The sequence below is a fragment of the Rossellomorea yichunensis genome (assembly GCF_032337515.1).
GTDB lineage: Bacteria > Bacillota > Bacilli > Bacillales > Bacillaceae_B > Rossellomorea > Rossellomorea yichunensis.
Map to the genome: position 1 here is coordinate 13,320 of NZ_JAVYAD010000008.1, position 26,688 is coordinate 40,007.

Consider the following 26,688-nt stretch of genomic DNA (forward strand, 5'->3'; position numbering starts at 1 on the left):
CTATTCTTCTAGTTTACCATTATCATCCATTACTTTCACGTCATAGTAATGGGTTTTAACATAAAGCAACATCCTTCCTCATAGGAATTCTTTGAGAAGGGATGTTGCTTTTATTAAGATGGAACCGTTACGCTCTCATCTGCAAAGCCTACTTCCTCTGGATTAAGCTTTGAGGTGTGTGGCAGGGAACGTAAGGTTTTGTTTAAAGTCCATACGAGGGAAATAAATAAGATTCCACCAGCACTCCCGATATATACAGACGTACTGCTAAATATACCTGCAAGATAGCCGCCAATAAGGGATCCGAACGGCATGGCCATTGCCCCTAGAGATGATGTGACAGAAAAAATTCTTCCGAGCAGATGCTGTGGAACGATTGATTGAAGAGCAGCACCGATGATGACATTGGTGGCACCGATCGGGATCCATGACAAGCCGAATAATAAAATGCTTAAGCTATTCATAGGTATAAATCCTGAGATCATCCAAGTAGTTCCACCCAAGAAGAACAATACAATCGTAAGCTTACCCAACGGATAGCGCTCTAACCAGGATGCACCAAGGGCACCGATCAACGCACCTCCCGAAATGGCTGCCAAATAAAGACCATATAATTCTGAGCCAGCTCTGTGATCAGCAAATGCCGGCAAAATGGCATAGATGGACCCGATGGCAAAGTTTGCAACGATTGATCCCAATAAAAATTTCGCCAGATGGGATTTGAATACGATTGTAAAACCTTCAATTAGATCTTTCTTGTATTCTGCTAAAGCTACGCCTACAGTTTGTTTTTCTTTTGATTTCGTTTCGGATTTCACTTTGAGAAGACTGAACAAAATGGCTGCTGCAATAAACGTGACAACGTCGACCATATAGAGGGTGATGGCGCCAACTAATGTGATGAGGATTCCTGCAAGGGCATTGAAGGCAAGATCCACCCCTTGAAAGGCAAAGGAGAATAGTGAATTACTTTTGACAAGTTGATCTTTTCTGACGATTCTTGGAAGGATGGCTGCCTGCCCAGGGTAGGTGAATTGGTTAAGAGCAGAAATGATCGGCATGATGATGAGTATGAACGAGACTGTTAAATACCCCATAAAATGTGCCAATGGAATTAACATAACCAGGATTGCTTGAATGATTTGGGTTCTGACCAGCATTTTCTGAATCTGCCATCTATCAACAAGGGGACCTACTAAAAACTGTAATGTTCCGGGTAATAAGGTAAGAAATCCGGCTAACCCTGTATAAAAGGCACTTCCACCCAGCTCATAAACGAGCCACATGGCAGCCACATAATAGATACTATCCCCCATATTCGTAACCAATCTTCCAAAGAATAATGAGGCAAAATTACGGTTTTTAATTAATAATTCTTTCATACGAACTCTCTCCTTCATACTGTAAATTTTATTAACCGTTTTGACGAAAAAATATTATTAATCAGTAAAATTAATTTTACCGTTAGTCTAAAAAAAACCATTAACGGTCTTTTTCTTCTTTAAGTACTCTATTTTCATACTCAGATTCATCAACTTGGAAACCATAAGATGTAAGATAGTAATAGTTGGCTTCTGGATTCGATTTATTATCTTTTGTTATGTCTTGATATTCTTTTATTAGCTTGAAATATCCATCAATAAACGACTTAAATTGTTTATCTGTCACTTTTAATTCTAAGGAAGTAGCAAGAATATTCCATTCAGTCGGATCTTCGGGACCTGCTTGATCAAAGGCTTCTGGTGGTGCTGATAATACTCTTGCCATTGTCCTGTCAAGCATTCCATACATCATATGCCTCTTCGTCTCGGTAATTTCTTCTTTATGCGGAAGCATGCTTGAATCCGGATAAAAACCGCTGGCAACAGATTGATAAAATTTTTGGACGATGCCATTCTTTTCTTCAGTTTTAACAATTTCGATCAAACCGAGTTTCTCTAATTCTTTTAAATGATAATGAATGCGAGCTCTTGAGAGATCGAATATTTCAGATAACTGTTGACCGGTATAGGGTTTTTCAACTAATCGAATCATAAGTTTGACTCGAAACGGATCGCTGAGTGCTTTGAGTTGATCATATTCTTTAATGATGAACATGGGTTTCATTTTGTATCACCTGTTATTTGGATTCACACGGTAAAATTATTTTTACCGTGTGAATGAATTTTAACATCACGTGGTTATTTTATGCAATAGGCATTTCACCTAATTTTCAAATTAATTGAATTTTATCTGATTAGACTTCACTGAATGTTTTTTCATAGGCTGAATTCATCGGGTTGAATCTAATCTATGCTTTTATCTAATATGAATTGACATCCATCAAAAAAGATCCATGCCACGTCCTTTTTGATGCCTACTCATTTCTTCACCAGTTCATAATTGCAAGCTATAAAAAAGTAAATGTGAAACCTCCTCCATATTAATTCGGCTCCACATGCACATGCACATCGTACACTTCATGCTTCTTCATCAATTCTTTCTCTACAACGCTTGAAATATCATGTGCCTGTTTAATATCAAGTGTTGATCTTACTAAAATAACTACATCCACGACAGTGTTGTTGCCATAGTTTCTCCCCCGTATATCTTTAACCCCTTTTACACCTGGGATGGTTTGAATGGTCTCTTCATATGTTTGAATCAACTGTTCATCAAATCCGTCTGTTAAATAGTGTGAAGCTTCCTGGAAAATATTCCATGCGGTTTTACAAATTAAGAGACCTACAAAAACGGCCGTCAGAGGGTCTAACCAAGGAAGATAGAATTGAGCTCCAACAATTCCGACTACTGTTCCTATACTCACCCATGCGTCTGAAAGATTATCCTTGGCAGCAGCCATAAGGGATTGACTGTTTATTTTTTCAGCCAGTCTTTTGTTATAGCGATATACCAGATACATGACGATAGCTGCACCCACCCCTGTCCATGCTGAAAGAAGATCTGGTGATTGGGTTTTTCCGTCAAATACAGACTGTATGGCATTATATAGTACTTGAAGCCCTACAATCATCATGATGAATGAGGCAATTAGAGAGGCAACGCTTTCTGCTTTCCAATGACCATAGGGATGATCCAGATCTGCAGGCTTTCTGGAATATTTCAGACCAATAAGTACAGCAACAGAAGCCACAATGTCTGTTGCGTTGTTCAAGCCGTCTGCCTGCAATGCTTCTGAATTGGCCGTGTTGCCAATGATAAACTTTATTATTGATAATGCGATGTATGCAAGGATACTGATGATAGCTCCGCGTTCACCTAATTTTAACTGTTTATATTTTTCTTGATCCACTGGTTAAATCCTCCACACTTTAATTGTGTTTATCATATCAATCCGCATTCATGTGGGTCTATAGCAACCTTCTTTAGTTGAGCTATCTTATTATGAAGAGGTTAAAAATGTTTTGTTGAGTAAACTTTTATGAAGGCATAAAAAATAGGACAGCGAGTGCTGTCCTATTGATCTTGGAATTGTTGCTGCCTATGAATCTTTCGTTATTAATCTACAATATCCGCTGTAAAACTAGGTTTGGTCAAGCCTGCTTCTTCATAAACGGCGGCCATTTTTTCTTCAAACGCTGCGAATTGTTCATCTGATTCTGTGTATTCGGCGTTCGCCTCATCTGAAAGATTGGCAGCTCGAGTTTCGTAAGATTTTGCAAGGTCATCTAACGCTCCTTGGATTTCCTCTTTTTTAGAATCAAGTGCGGCAGGAACCTCAAGAGCATGAACATCTTCTGCCACGGTTTTTGCTGCAGCTTCTGCATCAGTTTTCAGTTTTGCGATTTCTTCATCAGATGGTTTGTCTTCTTCCTTTGCTTTAGCTGCTTCAAATGCATAGATAGCCGAATCATTCGCATTAACCGTGTTTATTATCTCCATTTGATAGTCTAATAGAGCGCTTTTCATTTCCATCTCATCTGACTTTGCTTCTTCCTCTGTTGCTTCAGTGTTCTTTTCAGTGTCTTTTTCTTCGGTACTGCCTTCACTGTTGCATGCAGCAATAAATAGACTCATAGATAACAAGATAAATGGTACCAATAATTTTTTCATCATCATTTCCTCCCCTTTTAATGAGTTCCTGCAATTACATATATTACCTTATTGAATTATATATGTAAACAAATGGATATTATTTTGTATTATTTGTAAATAACTCAATTCTTGTCGGAGTGGTTAGTTACCATAACAATATGGTCGATTTTACCCTTTCCGTGTTATTCAATCCATATCAGAAATCACCAATATATTTTAAATACTCATATTTAACAAGAAACCGCGATTTTATTGTTTTCCTAAAAAATTCATTAAAACATCCTCTAACCACAACCTGAATGTATTAAAATTAAAGTTTTGGTTACGATGATTATTAACTAAAGTCATATTTGGGGGTGCTTTTCTTGGTGAAGAAAGAGTGTTCATGTGAACGCTGTAAGTGTAAGACGAAAAAGGAATGTGATTGTCCTTGCTGTTGCGAAAAATAATATAAGCCCCTAAACTCCAGCCGAGCTTAGGGGCCAATTATTTTTTACACTCTTACAACTACACCAACAATTTCATCGAAATATTGTACTGATTTCATTTCCTCATCAATCCATTCGGTTTGTTTCCATGTATGCTCGATAAATACTTCAGCAATCATCCGCTTCCTATCTCCGCCCATTGTATGGGCATCCTTAAGTGCGATGACACTTTCGAATATATTGGCCATTAACTCAGCGATTCGTTTTGAATGATAAGTTTGCGTGTCGACGTCCCCTACTGCTACTTTTTCCAATAATTGTTCTAGTTTTGCTATACCTTCTGTAACTGGGGTGCTAAACAACAGAAGTTCTTCTGGCAAATTGGATAACTCTTCTTTCATTTTCACCAAAAAGTACTCATGAGCGCGATGCTTATTCATTAACCTTAATACTTCAAGTCCCAAAATATTCGCTGTTCCTTCCCACACCGTCAATACTTGGGCATCCCTAAGTAAGCGAGGCAATACAAAATCTTCGATGTAGCCATTTCCTCCGTGCATTTCAATGGCTTCGTGGGAGAAATGAATCGCTTGTTCAGCTGATTCCTTTTTCAAAATCGCAATAAGTAATCTGTTTAGGACTGACTCTTCTTCTGCCGTCGGGATATCATCTGATACGACGCGATCAAATAAATGAACGAGATGAAATACTGCACTCGTTTCTACTTCCTGCTTGGCTGCAAGACGAGACAATGTTTCTTTGATCATCGGATATTGGGTCAATGGCTGACCGAATGCTTCACGGTAGAATGCATAATTTCTTGCTTCTAGATAGGCTCTTCTCATGATTCCAATCGAGGCAACGGCATTGCAGACGCGGGAAAGATTCAATGCCTCCATCATATAATAGATGCCGCGATTCGGTTCTCCTACAAGATAGGCTTCAGCTCCATCGAATTCCACTTCTGCTGAAGGGACCGCCCGGACACCCAGTTTATCTTTCAATCTTCTAATGTGAATGCCATTCAGTGAACCATCATCGTTCCTCCAAGGAACCGCAAACAGACTGAGTCCTTTCGTTCCATCGCCAGAACCATCGATACGGGCGAGTACCATGGTCACTCCGCACATCCCAGAGTTGGATGCAAAATATTTTTCACCAAAAAGCTGATAAGTATCACCATTTTTCAGCGCTTTTGTATCATTGGCACCAACATCGGAACCACCTTGACGTTCTGTTAAGAATGTAGCCCCCTCGTATAATTCAACTTCTCCTGTTGAAAGGACGTGAGGCATGAATCTCTTTTTCACCTGATCGGATGAGTATTTTTCAAGTAGCAGGGCAGTAGCCATGGAAAGGGTGACAGGACAATAGAAACCAGGCTCTGTTTGTGATAGTAGATAGCCTTGTGCATAAGAATATACATAGTTTCCTTTATGACCGAGCGCAGGAATGACCTTATGGATATAACCTACTATTCCCTTGTTATAGGTTTGTTTCACCGTTTTTTTATATCCTTCATTCACCCAGATTTCAGAAATTTCTTCTCCCAATCGATTGTATTTGATCAGTCTTGGCTGCCCTTCACGGTCGGTGTGTACGGCTCGGTCATCAATTTCCCCAGCACACAATTCACCGAATGCGTTCAGCTCTCGGTCAGCCCATCCGAAAAAATCTTTGTCCAGATATTGCTTCATGAGTTCTTTGAAATGAGGATCTTCCCGATAGAAGTTTTCAATTTTTTTCATGATTTTACCTCCTGTATTTCGTCACGCAATGCTTGTTTTATAACCTTACCCGGCGCATTACGTGACAATAAACGTGAAAAATTCAATTTGAAGTTTCCCCTGTCTCATTTAATTTTCTGGCAAATTCATCCCTTAGTTCTTCCATTTCTGTTCTCATTGCTTCGAGCTCTTCAATATAGGTTGTCACTTCCTCGATTCGTTTGGTTCCATATTCAATCGTGCGTTCTAATTGCTTCTTTCCGGTTCTGTCCCGATCAAATAAGTGGATCATTTCTTTGATTTCATACAAGGAGAAGCCGAATCGTTTTCCCCTGAATATCAATTTCAATTTCGTGATATCACTCTTCGAATAGATCCTCCTTCCTGACTCGCTCCTTACCGGTTGCAACAAATTTAGTTCCTCATAGTACCTTATCGTGCGTGTCGTTACATTAAATTCCTTAGCCAGCTGAGTTATCGTATATGTCATTGTGATCATCTCTTTGTTAGAAAATTTGGATACTTACAGTTTACCATTGACGTTAACGTAAAGTTCAACCTGAATTGTAAAAGTTTTTGGTTCTTTAGAAGGGGTACCCTAATACATAATCTGAATACTGTTTTCCATATACTAGTAGTAAATATTGCCGAGGTGGTGGATGAATCATGCAGAAGGTGTTGTTATTTGCGGATATTGGAATCGACGATACCATTGCCTTGATCTATTCTTATCTGAGCGAAGAGATTGAACTGGTCGGGGTTGTTGCTGATTATGGAAATGTCCCAAGATCCCGTGCTGTGGCAAGTGTTCACTACCTTATGAAACAGTTGAACCTCATAGATCAGATTCCGATTATTGGCGGAGCAGAGGTTCCGATGACTGCAGAACAGCCTAAATTCTATCCTGAAATTCATGGAGAATATGGACTTGGACCAATTAAGCCTGGTCTTTATGAAGGAATTATTGAAAATTTCTTTGAGATTATAAGATTGATAGAGAAATATGGGGATGAACTGATCATTGTAAATGTCGGAAGGTTGACATCCCTTGCGAATATGTTCATCTTATACCAGACTCTTATGAACAAAGTAAAAAAGATCTATCTTATGGGCGGAGCGTTCTGGGTACCCGGAAATGTAACGGCGGTATCTGAAGCAAACTTTCATTCCGACCCGATTGCAGTTAAGATTGTTTTGACATATGCGAATAATCTTACCATCATCCCATTAAACGTAACCGACCATGCGATTGTAACCCCTGAAATGGTTGATTACATCGAATATAAAGGTCGATCGAAGCTTGTTAAGCCCCTGATGGACTATTACTATGGTTTTTATAAGAAGCGAAATCCATTGATTAAAGGTAGCCCGGTACATGATGCTATCACCCTCATGTCAGCAGTCAATGATGACATGTTCACGTTTCGAAATCTACCCGTTCATGTAGTGACTTCCAGCAGGGGCATCCACCGTGGACAAAGCATTGCTGATATCAGACCGTATATTCAGTTTGAAGAAACAGCCAAAAAGCATCGGATTGCCTTTTCGTTCGAGTATGAGATGTTTTTCGCACGATTTATGAATGTGATGACCGGGGAATCATTTGAGAGAAAAAAGGAATGATCTCCTCAGAAAGAGGTCATTCCTTTTAGGGTTTTATCAGGTGTTTACTTCAGGCAGTGCATATGATAACTTCTTCATTTCGTACACCCCCTACCAACTTACAATGTGGTAAATGGATTAAAGTCCTAATTCTTTTTTTATGGATTCCAATGTCATTCCATTCCAAGAATCGGTAGGTGCTGGTGGATTCGTTGCGTCTTCGTTTTGCTGCAAATAGTTCTTCTCAACAAAGCTCAAGTCTTTTTCATTCACGACTGTGTCAAAATTGATATCTGCCGCACGGTCATCAGTACCCCAGGCTTCCTGAATCGCAATAGCGTCATGGATGTCGATTACATGGTCTTGGTTTACATCCCCGCCTACTAAACTTATGCCGATAGTTTCTGATTTTCCGTATAATGTCCCTTTGTATTCGAACCCAAATGCTTTATCGTATTTTGTAATAAAATGTCCTGGAACATTTACTTCAAATGTATAGGCATCATTATTTAAAGGTAGAGGCTCAATTTCAAAACGTGCATTCCCATTAAACAAGTCGGAAGCATCAAGTTCATACCCAGATGGATTTGTTACCTTAATTGAAGCTCCTACTTTTGCCCAGTCTCTGTATCCAGCAAAACCTCCACTTTCAACTAGATACCCTTCTGGTATCAAGCTTCCTTGAACGCGGTTAAATCTAGGTTTTAGATTATAGCGATTACCGGCACTGAGCAAGGTCTGCTCTTCATTGTTTTCATTGATGATCTTAGCTGTAGGTTTGATGTATCCAATAGGATAGAATAGTTCGTCTTGGACTTTTACTTTTACATCTACCACTTCTGTTTGGTCAAATGCTTTATTTTTATCGAATTTCACTTTCACTTGATTTCCATCCACTTCAATGGATGCATAATCCTCTACTTCATTTGTTAAGGCAGCTTCAACAAGGTATACATGTTGTATTCCTGAATTATCAAACGACCAGGTCGCTTCTTTCACCCCATCAAGATTATCTAACACGAGTGAAGCAGTTAAAATATCTCCAGATCTCGCAGTTTCTACATTGTGTTTTGCATACGTAACAGGAGTACCTTCTTTCACGAAGAAGTATTCCTTCCATTTCGCCTGATTCCCAGCGGCGTCATAACCAATCAGATTGAATGAAAGGGATTTAGTTTTTTCGTTCATCTCTACTTCTTCATTCCATTTCCCATTCTCATTCATATAGATAGGACCGTTAGGGAATGGAGCTCCATAGGTGTAAACCGCGAAATTGGACGATTGATCAATATCCAATCCGGCATTTTGCATAGCTTCAACGTTAGAATCTGTCACTTTCATTTCAAATGGCACTGTTTGTTGTCCAGGCTTGTATTCAATGAAAGGAGATTCACTGTCGAGTGAATTTTTCACTTCTGGAGCTTCAATATCAATGAACAAATCATGCATAATGATTTTCTGTTTTCCGCTTGGTAAGGTTGAAATGAATTTCAGTTTATAATGACCAGGTTGGGCAATACTCGTTTCAGGTGCAACGGGATCCTTTTTATTCCCGGTGAATTTATAGTAGTTGCCGTTAAAGGCTTGTAAGAAATAATCACGGTTGTCTTCTGCTCCATTCAAATTCAGGGTTCCGATCAAGCCCAGGTCCTCTCCAGACTTCCCATCTTGTAGGATGACATCCATCGTGTCAACTGTTGAACTTAAATTGAATAACACCAATGCCGTCGTCGTTCTGTATTGATCATATGCATGATTATAATGTGATGGCGTAATTGCTGGTGTAAGTAAATCCAGTGAGTTGAATCCTTCCTCTGATTTCTTCACGCTGAAAGGAACCCGGTAGCTTTCACTAGAATCATTGCTGTTGGAAATGACTAAGTATCCTTCATAAATACCTTTTTTTGCTGTCTTCGGCATTGTAAGGAATACATTTGATTTCTTTGACTTCCCAGCATTGACCTTAACTGATTTGTCAACATTCACCTGTACGCCGTTTTCCTTTAGACTATTGGTTCCTTCTTGAACATTTTCTAAAATCTCAACGTTGTATGATTTTTTTTCACTGCTGTCGTTTGTGAATTCGAGTGTCTTTTTGACCCGAATGTGAGAACCCTCTGAAACGATCTGATTATCAAAGCTTAAGCCGCCGGTTTGTTCTTTGATTGTGATCAGGTTTTCTCCGTTTGGAAGCAATGTTTCATCATTTACTTGTATCTTCGTTTGACTGTGAAGTGCTTGATAAGGATCGATTCTACCTGCTCCGACTTCAAATACACTGTAATCTTCGTTTAATGGATCAGCGGAATTCATAAGGATAGTTTTGATATCTGACGGTTCAAGGTCAGAATTCTCTCCCAGAAGTAACGCGGCCACACCAGCGGCAAAAGGAGACGCCATTGAAGTTCCATTCAATCTTGCATAAGCATATTTATAGTCTTCCGGATTTTCTGGATTCACCATATAGGAAGGGAAGGTGGATAGAACACTTACGCCGGGAGCGACGATTTCCGGTTTCATATCATAGTTTTTATTAACTGGGCCTCTTGAGCTGAAATCTGCCAACTTGTCCCCTTCTGAGAAAGATTCTTCTAAGTTGCTAAATGTGAAAGTGTTTTCTCCATTCGCAATTGCTTCTTTCAACTCTTCCCCGGCTTTCTTGGTCATGGAGAAAGCAGGAATAAAGTGAGTAGATTCGCCTAGATTATAACCAACGTGACCTTCCACATTGTTGTACATGATGACCGCTTCAGCCCCATTTTCTTTGGCAAACCTAACTTTGTCAATTAAAGCAAAATCGCCACGTTGTACGAAAGCAATCTTTCCTTCGACATCTTTATTTTCATAGTCTTTCATATTACCCATGCCTACATCCACTAATTCAAGGGACTTATCATCTAAGCTGGCAAATTGGTGAGCAAATCCTCTTGCCATGCTGATGACTTCCGTGGACCATCCACCTCGTAGTTCTCCTGTAAAAGTGGTTTGTGAAACCGGTACATCACTTGCCCCAACGGTTAATGCCAGTGCTGCTGTACCAGGTGATCCAAGAGTGAAATCATTAGATCCTGAATTTCCGGCTGATACGACAGCGGTTACCCCATTAAGTACAGCATAATTTAAGGCAGTGCTTGTTGGATAATAAGGATCATTAATACTGGCGCCAAGTGATAGATTGATAACATCCATTTCATCTACTACAGATTTTTCAATCCCTGCTATGACCCCTTCAGAGGACCCACTTCCGTATGGACCAAGTACGCGATAAGCATATAGATCAGCATCAGGAGCTACTCCCTCAACTGATACTTCACTATCGTTCTTGTTCTGTCCGACAATGGTTCCTGATACATGTGTACCGTGTGAAGTGTAATAAGTAGAGCCTACTTGACTTAATTCCGGCTGACTCGAATCCTTCCAATCTTCATATGTTGCTTCCATTGGGTCATTGTCATTGTCAACAAAGTCATAACCGCCTTTATAAGCGTCCTTTAAATCTGGATGATGATAATCCACTCCCGTATCCAGGACACCGACTTTGATTCCTTCCCCTGTTATCCCTTCTTTATGTAATTCGTCAACTTTTAAATAAGGCAGGCTCTCTACCGATGTGGTGATGTTACGATCTATATCTGTCGGCAATGCCATTTTAACGGGATCAACCGTAAATGTTTGGTTTTTGTACACTGCTTTGACTGCTTTTGAGTGAAGGAGCTGTTCTACCTGATTGGCTGGTAGCTTTATAGCCACCCCATTATAGGCGGTTTTATATGTTTGTGTGATTTCTGGCAATGCTTTTTTTTCTTTTTTGTTTAGATTTGATAGGTGCTTTTCTACATCTTGTTTAAAGACTTTGTGTTCGTTGTCGACTTTCGCTTTAGCCTCTTCTTTCTTTAACTCTTTCCCCTCTACTGCAGCTTCTAACACGGCTACATCAGATGGTTTTGAGTGAAACTCAACAATGACTGTGATTTCTTCTTCAGAATTCAATTCGCTTTCATTGAAGCCTTGAAGACCTTTCAATTTGTTTAACTCCAACTGTTTCAAAGCAAGTCTTTGCTCTTCTGTTAAAGAGGCTAATATTTCTTCTGATTTCAGGTCCGTTGCCGTAACGGTGGGTGTGGACAAGGTATTTACCGGAGATAACAGTAAACCCGTGGAAAGGGCGATCACTGCCGATCGTTTCGCGATTGAGTGTGGATTCATAATTCCTACCTCTTTCTTTTCTTATTTAATAAGTATTCTTAATAGTAGTACAACTATATTCTAGTATTCTTTCTGTTCAGTAGCTATCGGGGTTTTGATTAGGTCTTTATGATTAGTTACAATCACATTATCAATTGACAAAGACCTATTTTCTGTCGGAAATTAATAGAAAAACTGCTAAATGGACAATTTTTAATTGGGGTTATGATAATATTGGATGAATTGGAACGATTGCAAAGGGGATGAGATCATGCTGGAAGGTAAAATTATCAAGTTCTATCGAGAACAACAAGAGATTAAACAAAAGGATTTGGGAGAAGGAATTTGTTCCACTACCCATATTAGTAAAATAGAACGAGGACTTACTGAGGTCTCAAAAGAAACAATCCACTTATTAAGTGAACGATTAGGAATTCATATGGAAAAGGAAATAGAGAATTATAAAAGTATCGATTCCCTTCTTAAAGAATGGCATGAATCAATCATTAAGAAACTGCAGAACAAGGCAGATTCCATAAAGAAAAGACTGGAAGGGTTTCATTTATTGCAGATTCAGGATTTTTATCGTACGTATACTCTGATTCTTTCTCGATATCATTTATTTTCCGGGGAAAATCAACTTGCGAAACGTCTTATTGAAGAAATGGAGATGTGGTCAGGACTTAGTCCATATGAGCAAAATATGTTGCTGCACATTAATGGAATTTATCACATGAGGGTAAACCACGATTACTTCAAAGCCATTTCAGTGCTTAAGAAGATTAGCCTGGACGACTATTCAAATCGGGAATGTTTTTATGATTTAGCTGTTGCCTACCATTCCATTCATTCAAATGTATTAGCCTATTTTTATGCGAATAAGGCCTTGCAATTCTTTGTAGAGATGCGCAGTTTCTCCCGGATGATCGAGTCAGAGATGCTGATGCTTCTCCAACTTGAACAATCCGATGATTCCAATGTGGAAAGCAAAGAATACCAACGATTAATAGACATGGCAGAAGCTTACGAATTGGAGCACCAACGAGCACTTCTTCACCATAACTACGCCTATCACCAACTAAGAAGTGGAGAATTCAAGTCAGCAAGCGAACTCTACAAAAAGTCCGTCAACACCCGTCAACCACAAGACCCAAACTATCTCGGTTCACTTGAAGGATACATAAATGCCCTTACCAAAGAGGGACGGACCTCGAAAGATGAGTTACTTCAAATTATAGAAGAAGGCTTGACTCTATCCCAAAAAACTGAAAACAAAACGTTCTATCACTTCTTTACGTTACACAAATTGAATGTCAATGAAGACAAAAAAGGGTATTTTGAATACTTGGAAGATAAAGCCTATCCTCATTTTCAGGAAATGGGCTACGTTCTCCCAATGGAGCATTACGGCGTTTTGCTGTTTGATTATTATATGGAAAAAGGAGATGTGGGGAAAGCGAACGTGTATGCCAGAGGTCTGATGGAAAAGTTCCGGAAAAACAATCAATTTGTATAACCTCATCACAAAACGCAATGGAGCGATTTCCATTGCGTTTTGTGTGTTATATGGAGCAGGGAGTTAAAGCAAGCATCTGCACTTTCTACTACCTGTCGTGATGCACTAATTTCTTAATATCGTCTCTCAGCTCCTGGATGGTTGCATTCATTTGTTTTTGTTGTTTTCCCATTGCGAAAATCTCCATGCTACATGCGATGAATAAAAGGAATAAAATAATATTGATTAGTTCCATCATTGGTATACCCCCTTGAAGAGTCGTTCTTCGCTAGGATACCATAATCAACCAATAATCGCCTCTGCAAATGTTGCGTTTTACAGCAATAATGATTTTGAATAAACGATCGGAGCATCTATGCAATTCTTTGAATCATCGACTAATTCAATTAAAGCAATACCAGTTAACTTCGCTTCAATTAAGTCTCCTCTTTCTAAGCAATGCTTAAAGCCCTGAGATAATTTTTCCGGTGAAAGCTTATTGGCTAAAGTGCAGTGTGGAATCCATTTGTCAGGAAGATAGAGAGGATTAGCTGATTCATTGAATTCGTGAAAAAAATCATGATGATCCGAATGAAAGTTTAGCAGTTCTCTTGTGATGGTCGGGGAGAAAAATAGAGTTCCAAAGTTTAGAAATGAACCTACGGTGTTGAAAGTGATATCGATCGGTTTTTTATGTTCATAATACTCTTCTAATGCTTGTATGTATTTTTGCTTATCTAATTCTTCATAACTTCCTATCGTAATATGGGGACGCGCATCATTGATTTCTTCCTCATAGTAAGAAATATTTTTAACGGTAAGTTCCTTCCATATATCTTGTATCAACTCTTCAGTCTTTTCATCGAATAGAGCGATTACCCAGTACATAGCTTAACCACCTTTCCTATCATACGGATTGTTTCTAAGCTCTTCTTCCTTATACTGTAACATAGTCTCTCTTTCAGTGGTTCAAAAACACTTATTTGCAAACGCTTAAATACTTGTTGGATCAAGACTTTGTGCCAAAATTTAAAGCCTTTCCCCCTAAAATGATAAAAATCTTTGACATTGATAAGAAAATGATGTAAATTACCTTATGGACGAACATTTATAAAATAAATAAACTTTAATATTCGTGTTTAGGGGTGTAATAATGGAAAATGTATTTGATTACGAAGATATTCAATTAATTCCTGCAAAATGTGTGGTTAACAGCCGTTCTGAATGTGATACGAGTTTGACCCTGGGTGGACATACGTTTAAGTTACCTGTCGTACCTGCCAATATGCAGACCATTATTGATGAAAAAATCGCTGTATATTTAGCTGAAAATAATTATTTCTATATCATGCATCGCTTCGAGCCTGAAAAACGAATTTCTTTTATTAAAGATATGAAGTCCCGGAGTTTGATTTCTTCTATTTCTGTAGGTGTTAAGGATGAAGAGTATGCATTTGTAGAGCAGTTAGCAGAAGAGAAGCTGACACCGGAATTTATAACAATCGATATTGCCCATGGTCATTCCAATGCGGTAATCAGCATGATTCAACATATTAAAAAACACGTACCTGAGAGCTTCGTGATTGCAGGGAACGTTGGTACTCCAGAAGCTGTAAGAGAATTGGAACATGCCGGTGCCGATGCTACAAAAGTGGGAATCGGACCAGGAAAAGTATGTATTACCAAAATCAAAACCGGTTTTGGAACAGGTGGCTGGCAACTTGCTGCTCTACGCTGGTGTGCAAAAGCCGCTACAAAACCAATCATCGCTGATGGTGGTATCCGTACACACGGTGATATAGCAAAATCCATTCGTTTCGGTGCGTCCATGGTGATGATTGGTTCCCTATTTGCTGGCCATGAAGAGTCCCCGGGAGATACAATCGAAAAAGACGGCAAGCTCTTTAAAGAATACTTTGGATCAGCTTCAGAGTTCCAAAAAGGTGAAAAGAAAAATGTTGAAGGTAAAAAGATGTTTGTTGAACATAAAGGGTCACTGGAGCATACGTTGATCGAAATGGAACAAGACCTTCAATCTTCAATCTCTTATGCTGGTGGAACAAAGCTTGAAGCAATCCGAACAGTGGATTATGTAATAGTAAAGAATTCAATCTTTAATGGCGATAAAGTATATTAATAGTGAAATGTTGAAAAGGTGGGCAATTGATGCTCACCTTTTTTTGATTGAAATAAACATTTCATTATGGATTAATATGAGAAACACCTTTTTAGGGGACGGACCTCAAAAAGGTATACTATCACGCATCTACTCCCTTCCTCCTCCTTTATAGGTCCGTCCCTCTTAACTTGTTATAGACACCGGGGGAAATTAAGCTATAATTAGTTTTAATATTATCTTGGGTGGTGAAGTGACTGTGATGAGATTGTTGTTATTGATGGTATTGAGCATGGTGTTAGGGACAGTTCCTGGACAGCAACAGAATCAAAGCCCGGTATTCTTGAGTTTTGATAATGTGGATACTATTTCTGACCATGTGTTTTTAACCGATGCAGATATGATTATCAACGTGGCCTCTTCACTGGTTCAGAAACAAGATGGTATGACTTCTAATAAAAAATCCATTCTTCCAACATTACACTTCAAATTAATCCCTTTAGCTGGATGTCTATTTAGCACTGAGATTTTTCCAGACTCATTGGGCTTTCTTGAAGTAGTCATGTCCCATTCAAATTACCTCTGATTCCTTTCATTCTAAAATTATATGTGATCTCGTAACCCCTTTTTTCTCTTTGCAGTTAAGAGTTTTTTTGCAGTGCCTATTTAAAATAAACATTGGTCCTTGAAAAATTAAATTAAACTGAGGTGCATTCATATGAGAAATTATGAATATCGTAAGGAATCTATTGCTTGTTATGTCTTCTGTTCTCTTTTCCTACTTAGCTTTGTTGGAACGATACTGGTATCTGGAGAAATGAGTGGAAATAGCATCATCTCATCCGTCCCTCGATTCTCATGGGATATGATGATTAAGTGGAGAGAAATTGTTGAGATATTCGACTTAAGATAAGTTAAAGCAAAGTTTCGTATTGAAACTACTTTATTAATAAAGCGAGGAAATAAAAATGAATCTGGGTTTCGGTGAAATAGCGATTATCTTGTTCGTAGCATTACTATTCTTTGGACCAAGCAAACTTCCAGAGCTCGGAAAAGCTGCCGGTGTTTCTTTAAGAGAATTTAAACAGGCGGTCAGTGGATTGATGGAGGATGAGGATACAGACCATGATGGTGAAAAGAATATAAATAAAAATCAATAGTACTGCTTAACTGTGAGGGACGGACCTCCAACAAACTGAAAATCTGATAATCTGGCAATTTGGAACATTTGGAGGTCCGTCCCTCTCCAATTAAAAACACGAACCTACGGCAGGGGTAGGTTCGTGGAGTTTTTAGGTGAATCGAATGTTTTGTAGTGGTTTGATTGCTTGTGCAGATTGAGTTTCACCGTAGAATAGGATAGTTGGTTCGATTACGTTGGTTTCCCCCATTGCTGCAGACCATTCGTTTGTTGATGCTACTAGAAGAACATCTTGATTTAAGTATGCTTCTGACCGTTTTCTGGTGCTTGGGTGAACAAATGTCACAGATTCTTGTTGATCATCCGATCCAACCGTAATAAATGGTGTATCTCTCAATACGAATTCCTCGACGCCTGCATAGTATTTATGAACCATCCCTTGTGTCGGAAGTTTAACGAAACTGGATGTTAATGTTTTTCCAGTCATGAAGAAAGCCTCTAAATCCAGCAACTCCTTCATATACGTTCTTCCTGAATCCTGCTGAATCTCTGCGTATACAGCCAGGACCGGCACTTCTGGAAGTGTTAAAGCATATTGACGAAGAACAATACCCTTCATCTTTTCATGCTCTTTAAATTCTGTCGTTAAACAAATTCCTGCCCACTGTTGGCCTTGTTGATCCAACTTTGTTACAGATCCGATTGCAGTATTCTCTTTCAACATTGAATAGGAACTAACGGATTGGAAAGAGTATCTGATACCTCCACCCCAAGGATTCCACCACGCCCGTGGACCCGGGTTTGGATATAGATGATCCAACGATTCCTTACCGTCAATCGATAAGGAATAGATACCAGGATAATAAGCAGATGATGCTTTAAATGAAATGACGCCATTATCTACAGACCAAACATCTTCGTTCCTCTCAACCCTTACTTCCCTCTTCCCCTTAACAAGTTGGATTACTTCTACTTTTCCGAAGTGACTTTTGGATTCGAATTGCCCATCTAACCATTTTACGCCTGGTGATGAATGCTCTAGTTCAAGATTCAGATCGGTGACTGATTCAGCTTTATCCACTTCTTTCGTGAATGTTTCATTATCTGATTTAACGGTTAATTTACCATGAATGTAGGGAGTCAACATGGATCGGAATGAATAATTTTCCCTTTTACCAACATAAGAAACAATATCTCCATCTGTTTTACCTAAAGCATACAGGGGCAGCTCTTTCAACTCCCTTTCATCACCCACCACCAACTCCCGCCACTTAGACCAGTGGTTGGAAGTATTGATCCCGACCTGGATGGGACCTAAACACTTTTCTTCCTGGGATTGTATCAGGTCGATTTCATATTCAAGGGCCATTCGCCAATCATCTTTTCTTCCAAGAGCTTCTTCTGGCCATGCAAGTCCGATAGTATCTCCAATCGAAGAGCATGTGAAAATCCAACGTTCAGCCATTTCTTTATCATTAATATACTCCATAAAAGGAACCAAGGACTCATTCCCGATTAAGACTCCATCCCTTTGTGGGATAGCCATTCCTTCGAAGTTTATAAAAACGGGCTGAATTAGGGAAAGATGCTTCCTGTCTTTTTCTCCGGCATTCACTACTTCATGTTTGATTTCTACTAATCCATCACCGTAAATTTTAAAATAGGTGTTCAGAAGCATGGAGGAAAATGTATCCGACTTTAGTGTTGTTTTCATCACGAAAGCTTCAGGAAGCTCGATAAATTCTACAAAAGAGGCTTCTTTCTTAGAAAACTCTTCACTATATGGTTTTCCGAATTTTGGTGTGAAGAAAGTTATCGGATCTTGGGTTGCATTCAAAGAGCCTACTTTGACGATATGGTTTCGTTTTTCAATCTCTACGTAATGCGGACCGTTAAACCCGATCCAATTCTCTTCTGTCTCGCCACCAAATTTTGCCCCAAAACCCGGTAGAGCCAATGAAAGACGAGTGGAAAAAGTAGTCGCCTCCCCGTTTATTCGTTCAGCAGAAACATTCACCTCTTCTGACAAAAAGCCATTTTTCAGTAGCTGGATCGGAAGTGGAATCGAAACTCTCTTTTTCCCTTCGATTTTCACCATCACTTCTGAAGTTTCCCACTTTACTACCTTATTTACAGGCAGTTTAATCGTCCAGGTAGTTTCTTCTTCTAATTGGCTTTCCAAATCAAGATAGAGCATTCCTTTACCCTGGGATTTCCAATACTTTTTTACCGATCTTAAATGAAGATTCACAGCTTGTTTAGGGAAGACCCCTAGTGCTAACGGGATTGATTGACCATCCACCTCCACTGTCACCCCGACAGTCGGGTGCTTTTTCCAAGGACTTGGCTGACTACATGGCATGGCGACACTGACAGTGGATTCTCCAATCCAGCTCTTACCCACTAATGCGGTCTCATGGAATTCATGCTTTACAAGAGAAGTTGATACTCCTCTTAGGGAGATTTCAACCGGATTCTCTTTGCGATTTTCTACATGATAAGTCACATTGTGTTCTTTTTTCTCGAGTATCTTAAAGTCAGGCAGCCTCATTTCCACTAAAAAATCCTTCGTTTCAATTAAGCGAATGCCTCTTCCCGTCCGTTCAAATTGAATTCGAACGAACTCATTTCCTGTTTCCCATTTGTATTCATAATAAGTATGATCACGATCTTTCAGGCCATCGGGTTTGATTTCAATTAAACGCTGACTCGTTGTATACCAATCATGCTTCTCAAAAAACGGCTTCAGACAGTCAATTTGGAGTACCATCGGAATAAAATTCATCAGGTGAACGGTGTCATCGCGCTCTTCCCAGAAAAATCCGCATTTCTTGTATAGAGGGACGGCTTTTGTATTACCCGCCCAGGTAAATAAATCCAGTCTCGGCCATTTTAATTCCACAGTCTTTTCTAGTGCTTTCAGTACGAGCTGTTTGCCGAGCTTTAAGCCCTGATACTTGGGGTGCACGTTCAAAAGAGGAATGTATAAGGCACCTTCGTCCTCGCGATATTCAGACAACCCGCAGTAGCCTGCCACTTCATCTCCCACCATTGCCAAAAACAGATGGAGGTTTGTGGAGTTAGCTTCCTTGTCTTTTACGTCTTGTTCTGTTGTAATAACAGAATCTCCACCCCAATTTTCCCGGCTTTCATTCCACATTTTCGCTATTCCTTTTGCTAATCCTTCATGATATTCTACGATTTTCACTTGCTCCAAAGTAGTCTTCATAATGACCTCCTACGCTAGGTTTTAATATATAGAACCTCATCCTCATTTATTTTTTGAATTGCATCGACGATTGTCATCATCGTCATCGCCTCCTTTCATATTGTTGGTAATATTTTCTTCCCACACCCACAGTTTAAGATTTTATGAGTAGTAAGTAAAGAATATTCTAACAAGAAAAAAAGATTTCATTTAATTATGTAATTGTAAGAGAAATGGAAAATGTAGAATATTTTCAGGTGGACTGGACAAACCTACAAGATAAAAAGAGGTTATGATAATGAAAATTAAACGACTTATTCCAATGATTCTCTTCACGCTTTTTCTCGCCAATACGACCATCGTTGAGTTCAATCCGGTGGTGCTCGCTCAACAAGAAATACCTTCTTATGCTAAATGGGGAAGTCTGGCTGTGAAAAAGACGCAAGAGAAATATCCTGATGCAGCGATCGTTGACTATCTCCATATCGGTAAAGAAAACGGATCGAAGGTATCGACTGAGAAATTTAAGCTATGGTTAAAACGCGGCGGGAAAGAATTTGGTGTATTTGTGGACATTCAGTTTGAAACGGATACTGAAAAGATGATTGATATTAAATTCACGGAAACGGATCGATAATTGAGGTTCTCTATTTTTCAAAGACCACATCTCTTAGAAAGCATATCTAAGACGTACCTTTGCGTATATATGCATTCACCCATTCCCCCGATCAATCATATAAACATTATAGGTTGAATTATTTGGTTATTTACCAAAAGGGGGAAATGAAATGGGGAAATCAGGTTATGTACCTGATAATACTAATATTAAGAAGACCAGTGGTACACCCAACCTCTTCTTTGATTCGAAAAAGAATGTATTCTTTGAGAGAAACCCAGATAATATCGCCTATGAAGTGACTTCCACTCAATTGCCGGCTATGGTAGGAGGTGCATTCGTAGATCTGTACCTATCAAAGGGTCATGTACGCGAACCTCACTGGCATCCGAATGCATGGGAATTGGATGTTGTCGTTTCTGGTGAAGCCGTCATATCAATCATTGATCCCGATACAAATAAGCTTCATAAGTACAGTGCGAAAGCGGGGCAAGTTGTGTTTATTCCTATGGCATGGTGGCACTGGATCACACCGGTATCAGATAACGCACACCTGCATCTATTTTTTAATAATGATCAATTTGAAACGGCCGAGGGATCGGATACGTTGCACTTAACCCCACCGGAGGTATTCGAGCTATCCTATGGCATCAACGCTGAAATTATCGCCGAGGCTTTGTCACCAATAAAGGGTTCGGTTGTCATTGGTCCCCCGAATAAAGATCGAAATAGGATTGGGTCCCCCATAAAGATGCTGAAGGAGTCTAGGAATGATGGACACATATTGATCAATATTAATAATAAATCCATTCATTTATAGAATCGTCAATAGGTGTGGATAATCCATGCCGTTTGAATTGTTGAATAGAGACAAGCTTATAGAATGAAAAAAAGATCAAAGGTCATGTCACCTTTGATCTTTTTTAAATTTTAAAGCTTCACTCTTTGCAAACGCAGGGCATTCAACACAACGGACACAGAACTAAATGCCATTGCAGCTCCGGCAAGCCATGGCGCTAAGAATCCCATTGCGGCAATGGGGATGCCTAGTGAGTTATAGGCAAGGGCCCAGAACAGATTTTGTTTAATATTGCGAATGGTTTTCTTACTCATGAAGATAGCATCGGCGATACTGTTCAAGTCACCACGGATAAGTGTAATATCGGCAGCCTCCATGGCAACGTCTGTACCTGTCCCGATCGCCATTCCGATATCAGCCATGGCAAGTGCAGGAGCATCATTAATTCCATCCCCGACCATCGCGACTTTCTTTCCTTCCTCCTGCAGTTTTTGAACTTCCTTTGCTTTTCCTTCAGGTAATACTTCCGCAATTACATCCTGAATGCCAGCTTCCTTCGCAATTGCTTCAGCGGTTCGCTGATTGTCACCAGTAATCATGATGACTTCTAACTCCATATCCTTTAACCGTTGAATGGCTTCTTTCGAAGTATCTTTTATAGTGTCCGCTACAGCGACAAGGCCGGCATAGTTCCCATTAATAGCAACAAGCATAACCGTCTTCCCTTCTGTTTCAAGGGCTAGTTTGGTTTCTAACACGTAATCGATGTGAACACCTACTTGTTCCATCAATTTTGTGGTACCGATGACCACCTCTGTACCTTCTACCTTTGCTTTTACACCATACCCTGGTATAGCATCAAAATCTTCACTACCTAATAAAGTAATTCCTTTTTCTTTAATCCCTTTAACAATTGAAACAGCAAGTGGATGCTCAGAAGACCGTTCCACCGCTCCAACCAAAGCAAGAAAATCCTCTTCATCAAAACCACTTTCCACTTTTACATCTGTTAATACCGGTTCACCATTTGTAACAGTACCCGTTTTGTCGAGTATAACGGTTGTAATTCCATAGGTCGATTCCAAATGTTCTCCGCCTTTAAAGAGAATCCCGAATTCAGCTGCACGTCCGGATCCTGCCATTATCGAAGTCGGAGTCGCTAATCCAAGGGCACATGGACAGGCAATCACAAGTACGGCAATCAGTTTTTCGAGTGCTTCGGCAAAATCACCTGGTTCAACCCAAATGTACCAGACAAGAAATGTAAGGACTGCAATTCCTACAACAATTGGGACAAATATTCCCGATATTGTATCCGCTAACCTTTGAATAGGAGCCTTGGAACCTTGAGCATCCTCCACCACTTTGATAATTTGTGCCAGAGCTGTATCCCTACCTACCTTTGTAGCTTTCATTTTAAGGAATCCGTTTTTATTCATTGTGGCACCGATTAATGTATCACCTATAGATTTATCCACCGGAACGCTTTCTCCTGTAATCATCGATTCATCAAGTGCTGAACGACCTTCGATGACTTCTCCATCTACAGGAACTTTTTCACCTGGTTTGATGTAGACAATATCTCCTGTGACAACGTCTTCTAAAGGAATTTCCACTTCATTCCCGTCTCTTTCCACCGTTGCTGTTTTAGCTTGAAGACCCATAAGCTTCTTTATGGCTTCAGAAGAACGACCTTTTGCCTTGGCTTCAAACATTTTTCCGAGAATAATGAGTGTGATTAAAGTGGCACTGGTTTCAAAATATAGCTCAACCATATGCATTCCCGATCCAATCGACTGATAGGCAAGAAACACACTGTAAAAGTAAGCAGCCGATGTACCAAGTGCGACTAAAACATCCATATTGGCACTCTTATTTATTAATGCTTTATAAGCACCTACGTAAAACTGTTTCCCGATAATAAACTGTACAGGTGTTGCTAATGCCATTTGCACCCAAGGGTTCATTAAGATTTCAGGTAATGGAATGAACGATGTAAATTCAAAATGACTGACCATTGACCATAATAGGGGCAGAGATAATAATAGTGACCATATGAACTTACGTTTTTGCTTCTGAATCTCTTGATGTTTATGATCGGTTTGTTCTTCTTGATTTTCATCATTTTTCATTGTTGCACCGTAGCCGATTGAATCAACCTTTTTTATGATTTGATCTGTAGTGATAGTCCCAGGGGCATACTCAATGGTTGCTTTTTCCAAGGCCAAATTAACCGTTGCATGTTGTATACCATCTTGCTTACTCAATACTTTCTCGATTCTTGCAGAACAAGCAGCGCAGGTCATCCCGGTAATATCAAACTCGGTTTTTTCAAGTTGTATGTCATAACCTAAATCTTGAATTCTTTTTTGAAGATCACTTGGTTCCACTTCTTCTGGATTGTATTTTACCGCTGCTCTCTCCATCGCGAAGTTGACCGATGCGTTTTCCACACCTTCCATTTTATTTAAACCTTTTTCGATTCGATTCGCACAAGCAGCGCAAGTCATTCCTGTTATATCTAAATTGGTTTCTTTATGCTCAGCCATTTATCAACCCTCCATACCTATATGGGGTATACTTTTTTGTAAAAGAAAACCGTGCTGAGAAAGCACAGTTTTCTTACACGACATCATATCCCTGATCATCGATTGTTTCTTTAATGTCATCAAGCTTTACTTGTGAATCATCGAATTCAACCTCTACTTTCTTTTCTTCCAAACTTACTTGCACCGATTTCACACCGTCTAATTTAGCAACACTTCCTTCAATTGCTTTAACGCAATGTCCGCAAGACATACCTTCCACTGTTAACGATTCTTTTTGCATCTGTAACCTCTCCTTTATTTTTTCATAAGTTTTTGGATTGTAACCATAAATTCATCTAATACTTCTGTGTCACCTTCTTGAATTCGATCGAGAACACATGTTTTCATATGGCCTTCTAATAGAATTTTGGCTACGCTGTTAAGGGCAGATTGAGTGGCGGAAATTTGCGTAATAACGTCATCACAATACGTATCGCGCTCAATCAAGCCTTTAATTCCTCTTATTTGACCTTCAATACGATTTAATCGCGTCACAAGGTTTTTCTTAACATTATCAGAGTGATGGCTTTTCCGAACTCCTTCGTCTGAGCATGCAGCATGATCCATTACACGCTCTTCTTCTTGAATCACGGTTGGGTTAATTTCAGGATCTTTTTCATTCTTTTCAGCGGTCATCTTCCCACCTCCATACTCAAAATATACTATACCCCAATATGGTATGTAAAGGAATTTGATTTGATACTTAATTATTGATTTATTCTAGGTGCAAGACCCTATTGGAATCCTTCAAAACACTGACAATTCTTTTACATCATGACGTATATATGCTCATACAAATATATAACTTCACGATGTTGAATGCGGAAAAAAGTTGGAGAATTCCAGTCTGAAGAGAGAGTGCCAAGAATCTTCACCAAATAAAAAAGCGAGTCTCCTCACTGGAATCTACGCCTTTAGTATCTTTACATTATTTATGTTTGTTAATCCCATCTTGTGGGTTGTAGGTATTTATTTCAGTAGAAGCTGTGGCGACCCCAATAATGGTGCCCTCTTCGTTTAATAAGGGGTGGGCATACACCTGATAGGATACTGTTCCTGTAGTTAACGGAATCGAGATTACTCTACTGAAGGGAGACTTCTTGTCCAGAACCTCCTGTTTCAACCTCATTAATGACCGGTTTCCTTCATTATCATTTAGCTCAACGTCTGTTTTTCCTATATGATCATCTGGAATTAAATCAGGAGTATTGAAGATCCAGGTATAGCGTAATTGAGTATCACAATGAGCGAGCACGACTGGTGCATTCTTTAAGGCAATCGAGAATGGATTTTCCTCAAGATTAAAGCTGGATGCGTGAAAATCCAACACTTCTCCCAGCTTGACGGTGACCTCACTGCTCGGTTTACGGATCCCGTTCTCGATTTGAGCATAGTAGGACCTTTCAATAAAAGCTTTGGAAGCCACTTCCTGTTGGGTCATCTTCTTCCTTTTTCTTAACTTAATAAGCCAAGTTCTTTTATTCAATCCTCAATACCCCTTTCTGAACCTTAATGGCAGAAAAGCAATGGTTAAACTTTATTAGAGGGTGGCTAAACAGAAACATTCCCAAATGGTTATTTTCGATATAATAGAATGGTAGGAAAGTAATTATATATCCTACGCTTTTATCTTCATCATGGTGTGAATCTTCTTTATGTAAAGTGACCTCTTCATGAGACATCTATACGTCCTCATTTAGTATCATTGCTTATGTACTCCTTATAAAAAAGCATAACATAATACCCAGCGTTTCCTCTATCCTTTTTCCAAATATATTTACATAATCGTGAAACTCAAAGTTTTGATCATAGTAGGAGGTTATCAAATGTCCATGAAGGCCATTCATGATGAAAACAAATATCTTGAATTCATTAACAACATAGTGGATGCAAAGACGAAATTGATTCAAGGAAGAACAAACGGAGACGCTCCTTACCCAAATATTGTAAATGTATCGCTGCGGAAATGGAGAGAGGAAATGATTGAGCTATTAGCCCAGTCTCTGCGAACTCCTAATAGCAATACTATCTCGAGATGGGCATGTTCTTCAGTTACTCTCTTTAGGCAGTTAGATTTATCCCTCGAGGTAGCGATAGAAGATCTTCGCTATTTTCGGGATGAGATTGGTAACATGATTAAAACAGATTCCATCAAGATCGAGCTGTCAATTGATACATTTTATGAACTTCTTTCTCTTTTTCATTCTGGTGTGGATCGAGCCATATACCGCCTTACGATGGCCCACTCCCACCCCCACTCTGAAACAATTAGTTCCGAGCTTTCGATCCCTATTGTGAAAGTGACTGATACGATCGCCATTTTGCCGCTTATAGGGGATATCAACTCAGCACGTGCAAAGGATTTAATGGAAAGGTCTTTATCACAAGGATCGGCATTGGGCCTGAGTTATCTAATTATTGATCTATCAGGGGTAACGGTTGTTGACACGATGGTTGCAGATCAACTATTCAAGGTGGTAGCCGCACTCAAATTAGCAGGAATTCAAGTCGTCTTAACAGGGATTAGACCTGAAATTGCTCAAACAATGGTCAACCTCGGCATCGTAATTAAACATATTCCCACTTTCGCCAGCCTTCACACCGCTCTTATACAATTGCAAAAGCAAAAAAGCATCCTTAGGAATTAGGATGCTTTTCTTATGTATAAAAATTTTTTCTAGTAAGAACGAAAATGACTTACATAAATAGACAACAAAAAATATCTAAAGAATCTATAGGAACACTTCT

Annotated in this window: 23 protein-coding genes; 9 read left to right on the forward strand and 14 right to left on the reverse strand. The window is 39.4% G+C overall.

What is annotated here, in order from left to right; all coding sequences use genetic code 11:
- Positions 1-113: 113 nt before the first annotated feature.
- The 6 genes from RSX31_RS20335 to RSX31_RS20360 form a co-directional block, all read right to left on the reverse strand.
- A complete protein-coding gene (locus tag RSX31_RS20335) occupies positions 114-1,382 on the reverse strand; it encodes an MFS transporter (RefSeq protein WP_315635852.1) in 1,269 nt (422 codons plus the stop codon).
- 100 nt (positions 1,383-1,482) lie between these two features.
- Entirely contained in the window at positions 1,483-2,106 is a 624-nt protein-coding gene (locus tag RSX31_RS20340; RefSeq protein WP_315635853.1) for a winged helix-turn-helix domain-containing protein, read from the reverse strand.
- Between the two features lie 316 nt (positions 2,107-2,422).
- Positions 2,423-3,292 (reverse strand): cation diffusion facilitator family transporter, encoded by an 870-nt coding sequence (locus tag RSX31_RS20345; RefSeq protein WP_315635854.1) that lies wholly within the window; start codon positions 3,290-3,292, stop codon positions 2,423-2,425.
- A gap of 206 nt (positions 3,293-3,498) precedes the next feature.
- A complete protein-coding gene (locus RSX31_RS20350; RefSeq protein WP_315635855.1) occupies positions 3,499-4,053 on the reverse strand; it encodes a hypothetical protein in 555 nt (184 codons plus the stop codon).
- A gap of 475 nt (positions 4,054-4,528) precedes the next feature.
- On the reverse strand, positions 4,529-6,211 hold the full coding sequence (locus tag RSX31_RS20355) for an acyl-CoA dehydrogenase family protein (RefSeq protein WP_315635856.1): 1,683 nt from the start codon (positions 6,209-6,211) through the stop codon (positions 4,529-4,531).
- Positions 6,212-6,293: 82 nt separating this feature from the next.
- Positions 6,294-6,680: a MerR family transcriptional regulator gene (locus tag RSX31_RS20360; RefSeq protein WP_315635857.1), complete on the reverse strand. Its 387-nt coding sequence runs from the start codon at positions 6,678-6,680 to the stop codon at positions 6,294-6,296.
- A gap of 173 nt (positions 6,681-6,853) precedes the next feature.
- On the opposite strand from RSX31_RS20360, the gene RSX31_RS20365 reads away from it, so the two are divergent.
- Positions 6,854-7,813 (forward strand): nucleoside hydrolase, encoded by a 960-nt coding sequence (locus RSX31_RS20365; RefSeq protein ID WP_315635896.1) that lies wholly within the window; start codon positions 6,854-6,856, stop codon positions 7,811-7,813.
- 117 nt (positions 7,814-7,930) lie between these two features.
- Here RSX31_RS20365 and RSX31_RS20370 read toward each other — a convergent pair whose 3' ends face one another.
- Positions 7,931-11,998 carry a S8 family serine peptidase gene (locus RSX31_RS20370; protein WP_315635858.1) on the reverse strand — a complete coding sequence of 1,356 codons (4,068 nt, stop codon included), beginning with the start codon at positions 11,996-11,998 and terminating at the stop codon, positions 7,931-7,933.
- 250 nt (positions 11,999-12,248) lie between these two features.
- Between RSX31_RS20370 and RSX31_RS20375 the strand changes: the two genes are divergently transcribed.
- Positions 12,249-13,493: a helix-turn-helix domain-containing protein gene (locus tag RSX31_RS20375; protein WP_187443358.1), complete on the forward strand. Its 1,245-nt coding sequence runs from the start codon at positions 12,249-12,251 to the stop codon at positions 13,491-13,493.
- 88 nt (positions 13,494-13,581) lie between these two features.
- Here RSX31_RS20375 and RSX31_RS20380 read toward each other — a convergent pair whose 3' ends face one another.
- Positions 13,582-13,731, reverse strand: coding sequence for a hypothetical protein (locus RSX31_RS20380; RefSeq protein ID WP_187443359.1), 150 nt, complete (start codon positions 13,729-13,731; stop codon positions 13,582-13,584).
- A gap of 77 nt (positions 13,732-13,808) precedes the next feature.
- Positions 13,809-14,360: a 2'-5' RNA ligase family protein gene (locus RSX31_RS20385; RefSeq protein WP_148969047.1), complete on the reverse strand. Its 552-nt coding sequence runs from the start codon at positions 14,358-14,360 to the stop codon at positions 13,809-13,811.
- A 265-nt stretch (positions 14,361-14,625) separates the two neighbouring features.
- Between RSX31_RS20385 and guaC the strand changes: the two genes are divergently transcribed.
- The 4 genes from guaC to RSX31_RS20405 all read left to right on the forward strand — a co-directional run bounded on the left by guaC (position 14,626) and on the right by RSX31_RS20405 (position 16,748).
- Positions 14,626-15,609: a GMP reductase gene (gene guaC / locus RSX31_RS20390; protein ID WP_148969048.1), complete on the forward strand. Its 984-nt coding sequence runs from the start codon at positions 14,626-14,628 to the stop codon at positions 15,607-15,609.
- A 232-nt stretch (positions 15,610-15,841) separates the two neighbouring features.
- Positions 15,842-16,174, forward strand: a complete 333-nt coding sequence (locus RSX31_RS20395) for a hypothetical protein (protein WP_148969049.1) — start codon at positions 15,842-15,844, stop codon at positions 16,172-16,174.
- A 132-nt stretch (positions 16,175-16,306) separates the two neighbouring features.
- On the forward strand, positions 16,307-16,501 hold the full coding sequence (locus RSX31_RS20400) for a hypothetical protein (protein ID WP_315635859.1): 195 nt from the start codon (positions 16,307-16,309) through the stop codon (positions 16,499-16,501).
- 55 nt (positions 16,502-16,556) lie between these two features.
- Positions 16,557-16,748: a twin-arginine translocase TatA/TatE family subunit gene (locus RSX31_RS20405; protein WP_148969051.1), complete on the forward strand. Its 192-nt coding sequence runs from the start codon at positions 16,557-16,559 to the stop codon at positions 16,746-16,748.
- A 132-nt stretch (positions 16,749-16,880) separates the two neighbouring features.
- On the opposite strand, the gene RSX31_RS20410 is transcribed toward RSX31_RS20405, so the two are convergent.
- On the reverse strand, positions 16,881-19,958 hold the full coding sequence (locus RSX31_RS20410) for a GNAT family N-acetyltransferase (protein ID WP_315635860.1): 3,078 nt from the start codon (positions 19,956-19,958) through the stop codon (positions 16,881-16,883).
- Positions 19,959-20,235: 277 nt separating this feature from the next.
- On the opposite strand from RSX31_RS20410, the gene RSX31_RS20415 reads away from it, so the two are divergent.
- Positions 20,236-20,574 carry a DUF3889 domain-containing protein gene (locus RSX31_RS20415; RefSeq protein WP_148969053.1) on the forward strand — a complete coding sequence of 113 codons (339 nt, stop codon included), beginning with the start codon at positions 20,236-20,238 and terminating at the stop codon, positions 20,572-20,574.
- Positions 20,575-20,725: 151 nt separating this feature from the next.
- A complete protein-coding gene (locus RSX31_RS20420) occupies positions 20,726-21,373 on the forward strand; it encodes a cupin domain-containing protein (RefSeq protein ID WP_315635861.1) in 648 nt (215 codons plus the stop codon).
- A gap of 110 nt (positions 21,374-21,483) precedes the next feature.
- Here the strand turns inward: RSX31_RS20420 and RSX31_RS20425 are convergent, their stop codons facing one another.
- The 4 genes from RSX31_RS20425 to RSX31_RS20440 all read right to left on the reverse strand — a co-directional run bounded on the left by RSX31_RS20425 (position 21,484) and on the right by RSX31_RS20440 (position 25,426).
- Positions 21,484-23,901 carry a heavy metal translocating P-type ATPase gene (locus RSX31_RS20425; protein WP_315635862.1) on the reverse strand — a complete coding sequence of 806 codons (2,418 nt, stop codon included), beginning with the start codon at positions 23,899-23,901 and terminating at the stop codon, positions 21,484-21,486.
- 73 nt (positions 23,902-23,974) lie between these two features.
- Complete coding sequence (gene copZ / locus RSX31_RS20430) at positions 23,975-24,181, reverse strand: copper chaperone CopZ (protein WP_148993844.1); 207 nt, start codon at positions 24,179-24,181, stop codon at positions 23,975-23,977.
- 14 nt (positions 24,182-24,195) lie between these two features.
- Entirely contained in the window at positions 24,196-24,507 is a 312-nt protein-coding gene (locus RSX31_RS20435; RefSeq protein ID WP_315635897.1) for a metal-sensitive transcriptional regulator, read from the reverse strand.
- 361 nt (positions 24,508-24,868) lie between these two features.
- On the reverse strand, positions 24,869-25,426 hold the full coding sequence (locus RSX31_RS20440; protein ID WP_148993843.1) for a helix-turn-helix domain-containing protein: 558 nt from the start codon (positions 25,424-25,426) through the stop codon (positions 24,869-24,871).
- A gap of 340 nt (positions 25,427-25,766) precedes the next feature.
- Here RSX31_RS20440 and RSX31_RS20445 point away from each other — a divergent pair, with 340 nt between their 5' ends.
- Positions 25,767-26,588, forward strand: coding sequence for an STAS domain-containing protein (locus RSX31_RS20445; protein WP_148993842.1), 822 nt, complete (start codon positions 25,767-25,769; stop codon positions 26,586-26,588).
- The last annotated feature ends 100 nt before the right edge of the window (positions 26,589-26,688 follow it).

Excerpts from the sequence above, each read along its gene's own strand:
- RSX31_RS20335 (WP_315635852.1), bottom strand. The coding sequence starts at position 1,382 with ATGAAAGAATTATTAATTAAAAACCGTAATTTTGCCTCATTATTCTTT.
- RSX31_RS20340 (WP_315635853.1), bottom strand. The coding sequence starts at position 2,106 with ATGAAACCCATGTTCATCATTAAAGAATATGATCAACTCAAAGCACTC.
- RSX31_RS20350 (WP_315635855.1), bottom strand. The coding sequence starts at position 4,053 with ATGAAAAAATTATTGGTACCATTTATCTTGTTATCTATGAGTCTATTT.
- RSX31_RS20355 (WP_315635856.1), bottom strand. The coding sequence starts at position 6,211 with ATGAAAAAAATTGAAAACTTCTATCGGGAAGATCCTCATTTCAAAGAA.
- RSX31_RS20360 (WP_315635857.1), bottom strand. The coding sequence starts at position 6,680 with ATGACATATACGATAACTCAGCTGGCTAAGGAATTTAATGTAACGACA.
- RSX31_RS20370 (WP_315635858.1), bottom strand. The coding sequence starts at position 11,998 with ATGAATCCACACTCAATCGCGAAACGATCGGCAGTGATCGCCCTTTCC.
- RSX31_RS20375 (WP_187443358.1), top strand. The coding sequence starts at position 12,249 with ATGCTGGAAGGTAAAATTATCAAGTTCTATCGAGAACAACAAGAGATT.
- RSX31_RS20380 (WP_187443359.1), bottom strand. The coding sequence starts at position 13,731 with ATGATGGAACTAATCAATATTATTTTATTCCTTTTATTCATCGCATGT.
- RSX31_RS20385 (WP_148969047.1), bottom strand. The coding sequence starts at position 14,360 with ATGTACTGGGTAATCGCTCTATTCGATGAAAAGACTGAAGAGTTGATA.
- guaC (WP_148969048.1), top strand. The coding sequence starts at position 14,626 with ATGGAAAATGTATTTGATTACGAAGATATTCAATTAATTCCTGCAAAA.
- RSX31_RS20400 (WP_315635859.1), top strand. The coding sequence starts at position 16,307 with ATGAGAAATTATGAATATCGTAAGGAATCTATTGCTTGTTATGTCTTC.
- RSX31_RS20405 (WP_148969051.1), top strand. The coding sequence starts at position 16,557 with ATGAATCTGGGTTTCGGTGAAATAGCGATTATCTTGTTCGTAGCATTA.
- RSX31_RS20410 (WP_315635860.1), bottom strand. The coding sequence starts at position 19,958 with ATGAAGACTACTTTGGAGCAAGTGAAAATCGTAGAATATCATGAAGGA.
- RSX31_RS20415 (WP_148969053.1), top strand. The coding sequence starts at position 20,236 with ATGAAAATTAAACGACTTATTCCAATGATTCTCTTCACGCTTTTTCTC.
- RSX31_RS20420 (WP_315635861.1), top strand. The coding sequence starts at position 20,726 with ATGGGGAAATCAGGTTATGTACCTGATAATACTAATATTAAGAAGACC.
- RSX31_RS20425 (WP_315635862.1), bottom strand. The coding sequence starts at position 23,901 with ATGGCTGAGCATAAAGAAACCAATTTAGATATAACAGGAATGACTTGC.
- copZ (WP_148993844.1), bottom strand. The coding sequence starts at position 24,181 with ATGCAAAAAGAATCGTTAACAGTGGAAGGTATGTCTTGCGGACATTGC.
- RSX31_RS20435 (WP_315635897.1), bottom strand. The coding sequence starts at position 24,507 with ATGGATCATGCTGCATGCTCAGACGAAGGAGTTCGGAAAAGCCATCAC.
- RSX31_RS20445 (WP_148993842.1), top strand. The coding sequence starts at position 25,767 with ATGTCCATGAAGGCCATTCATGATGAAAACAAATATCTTGAATTCATT.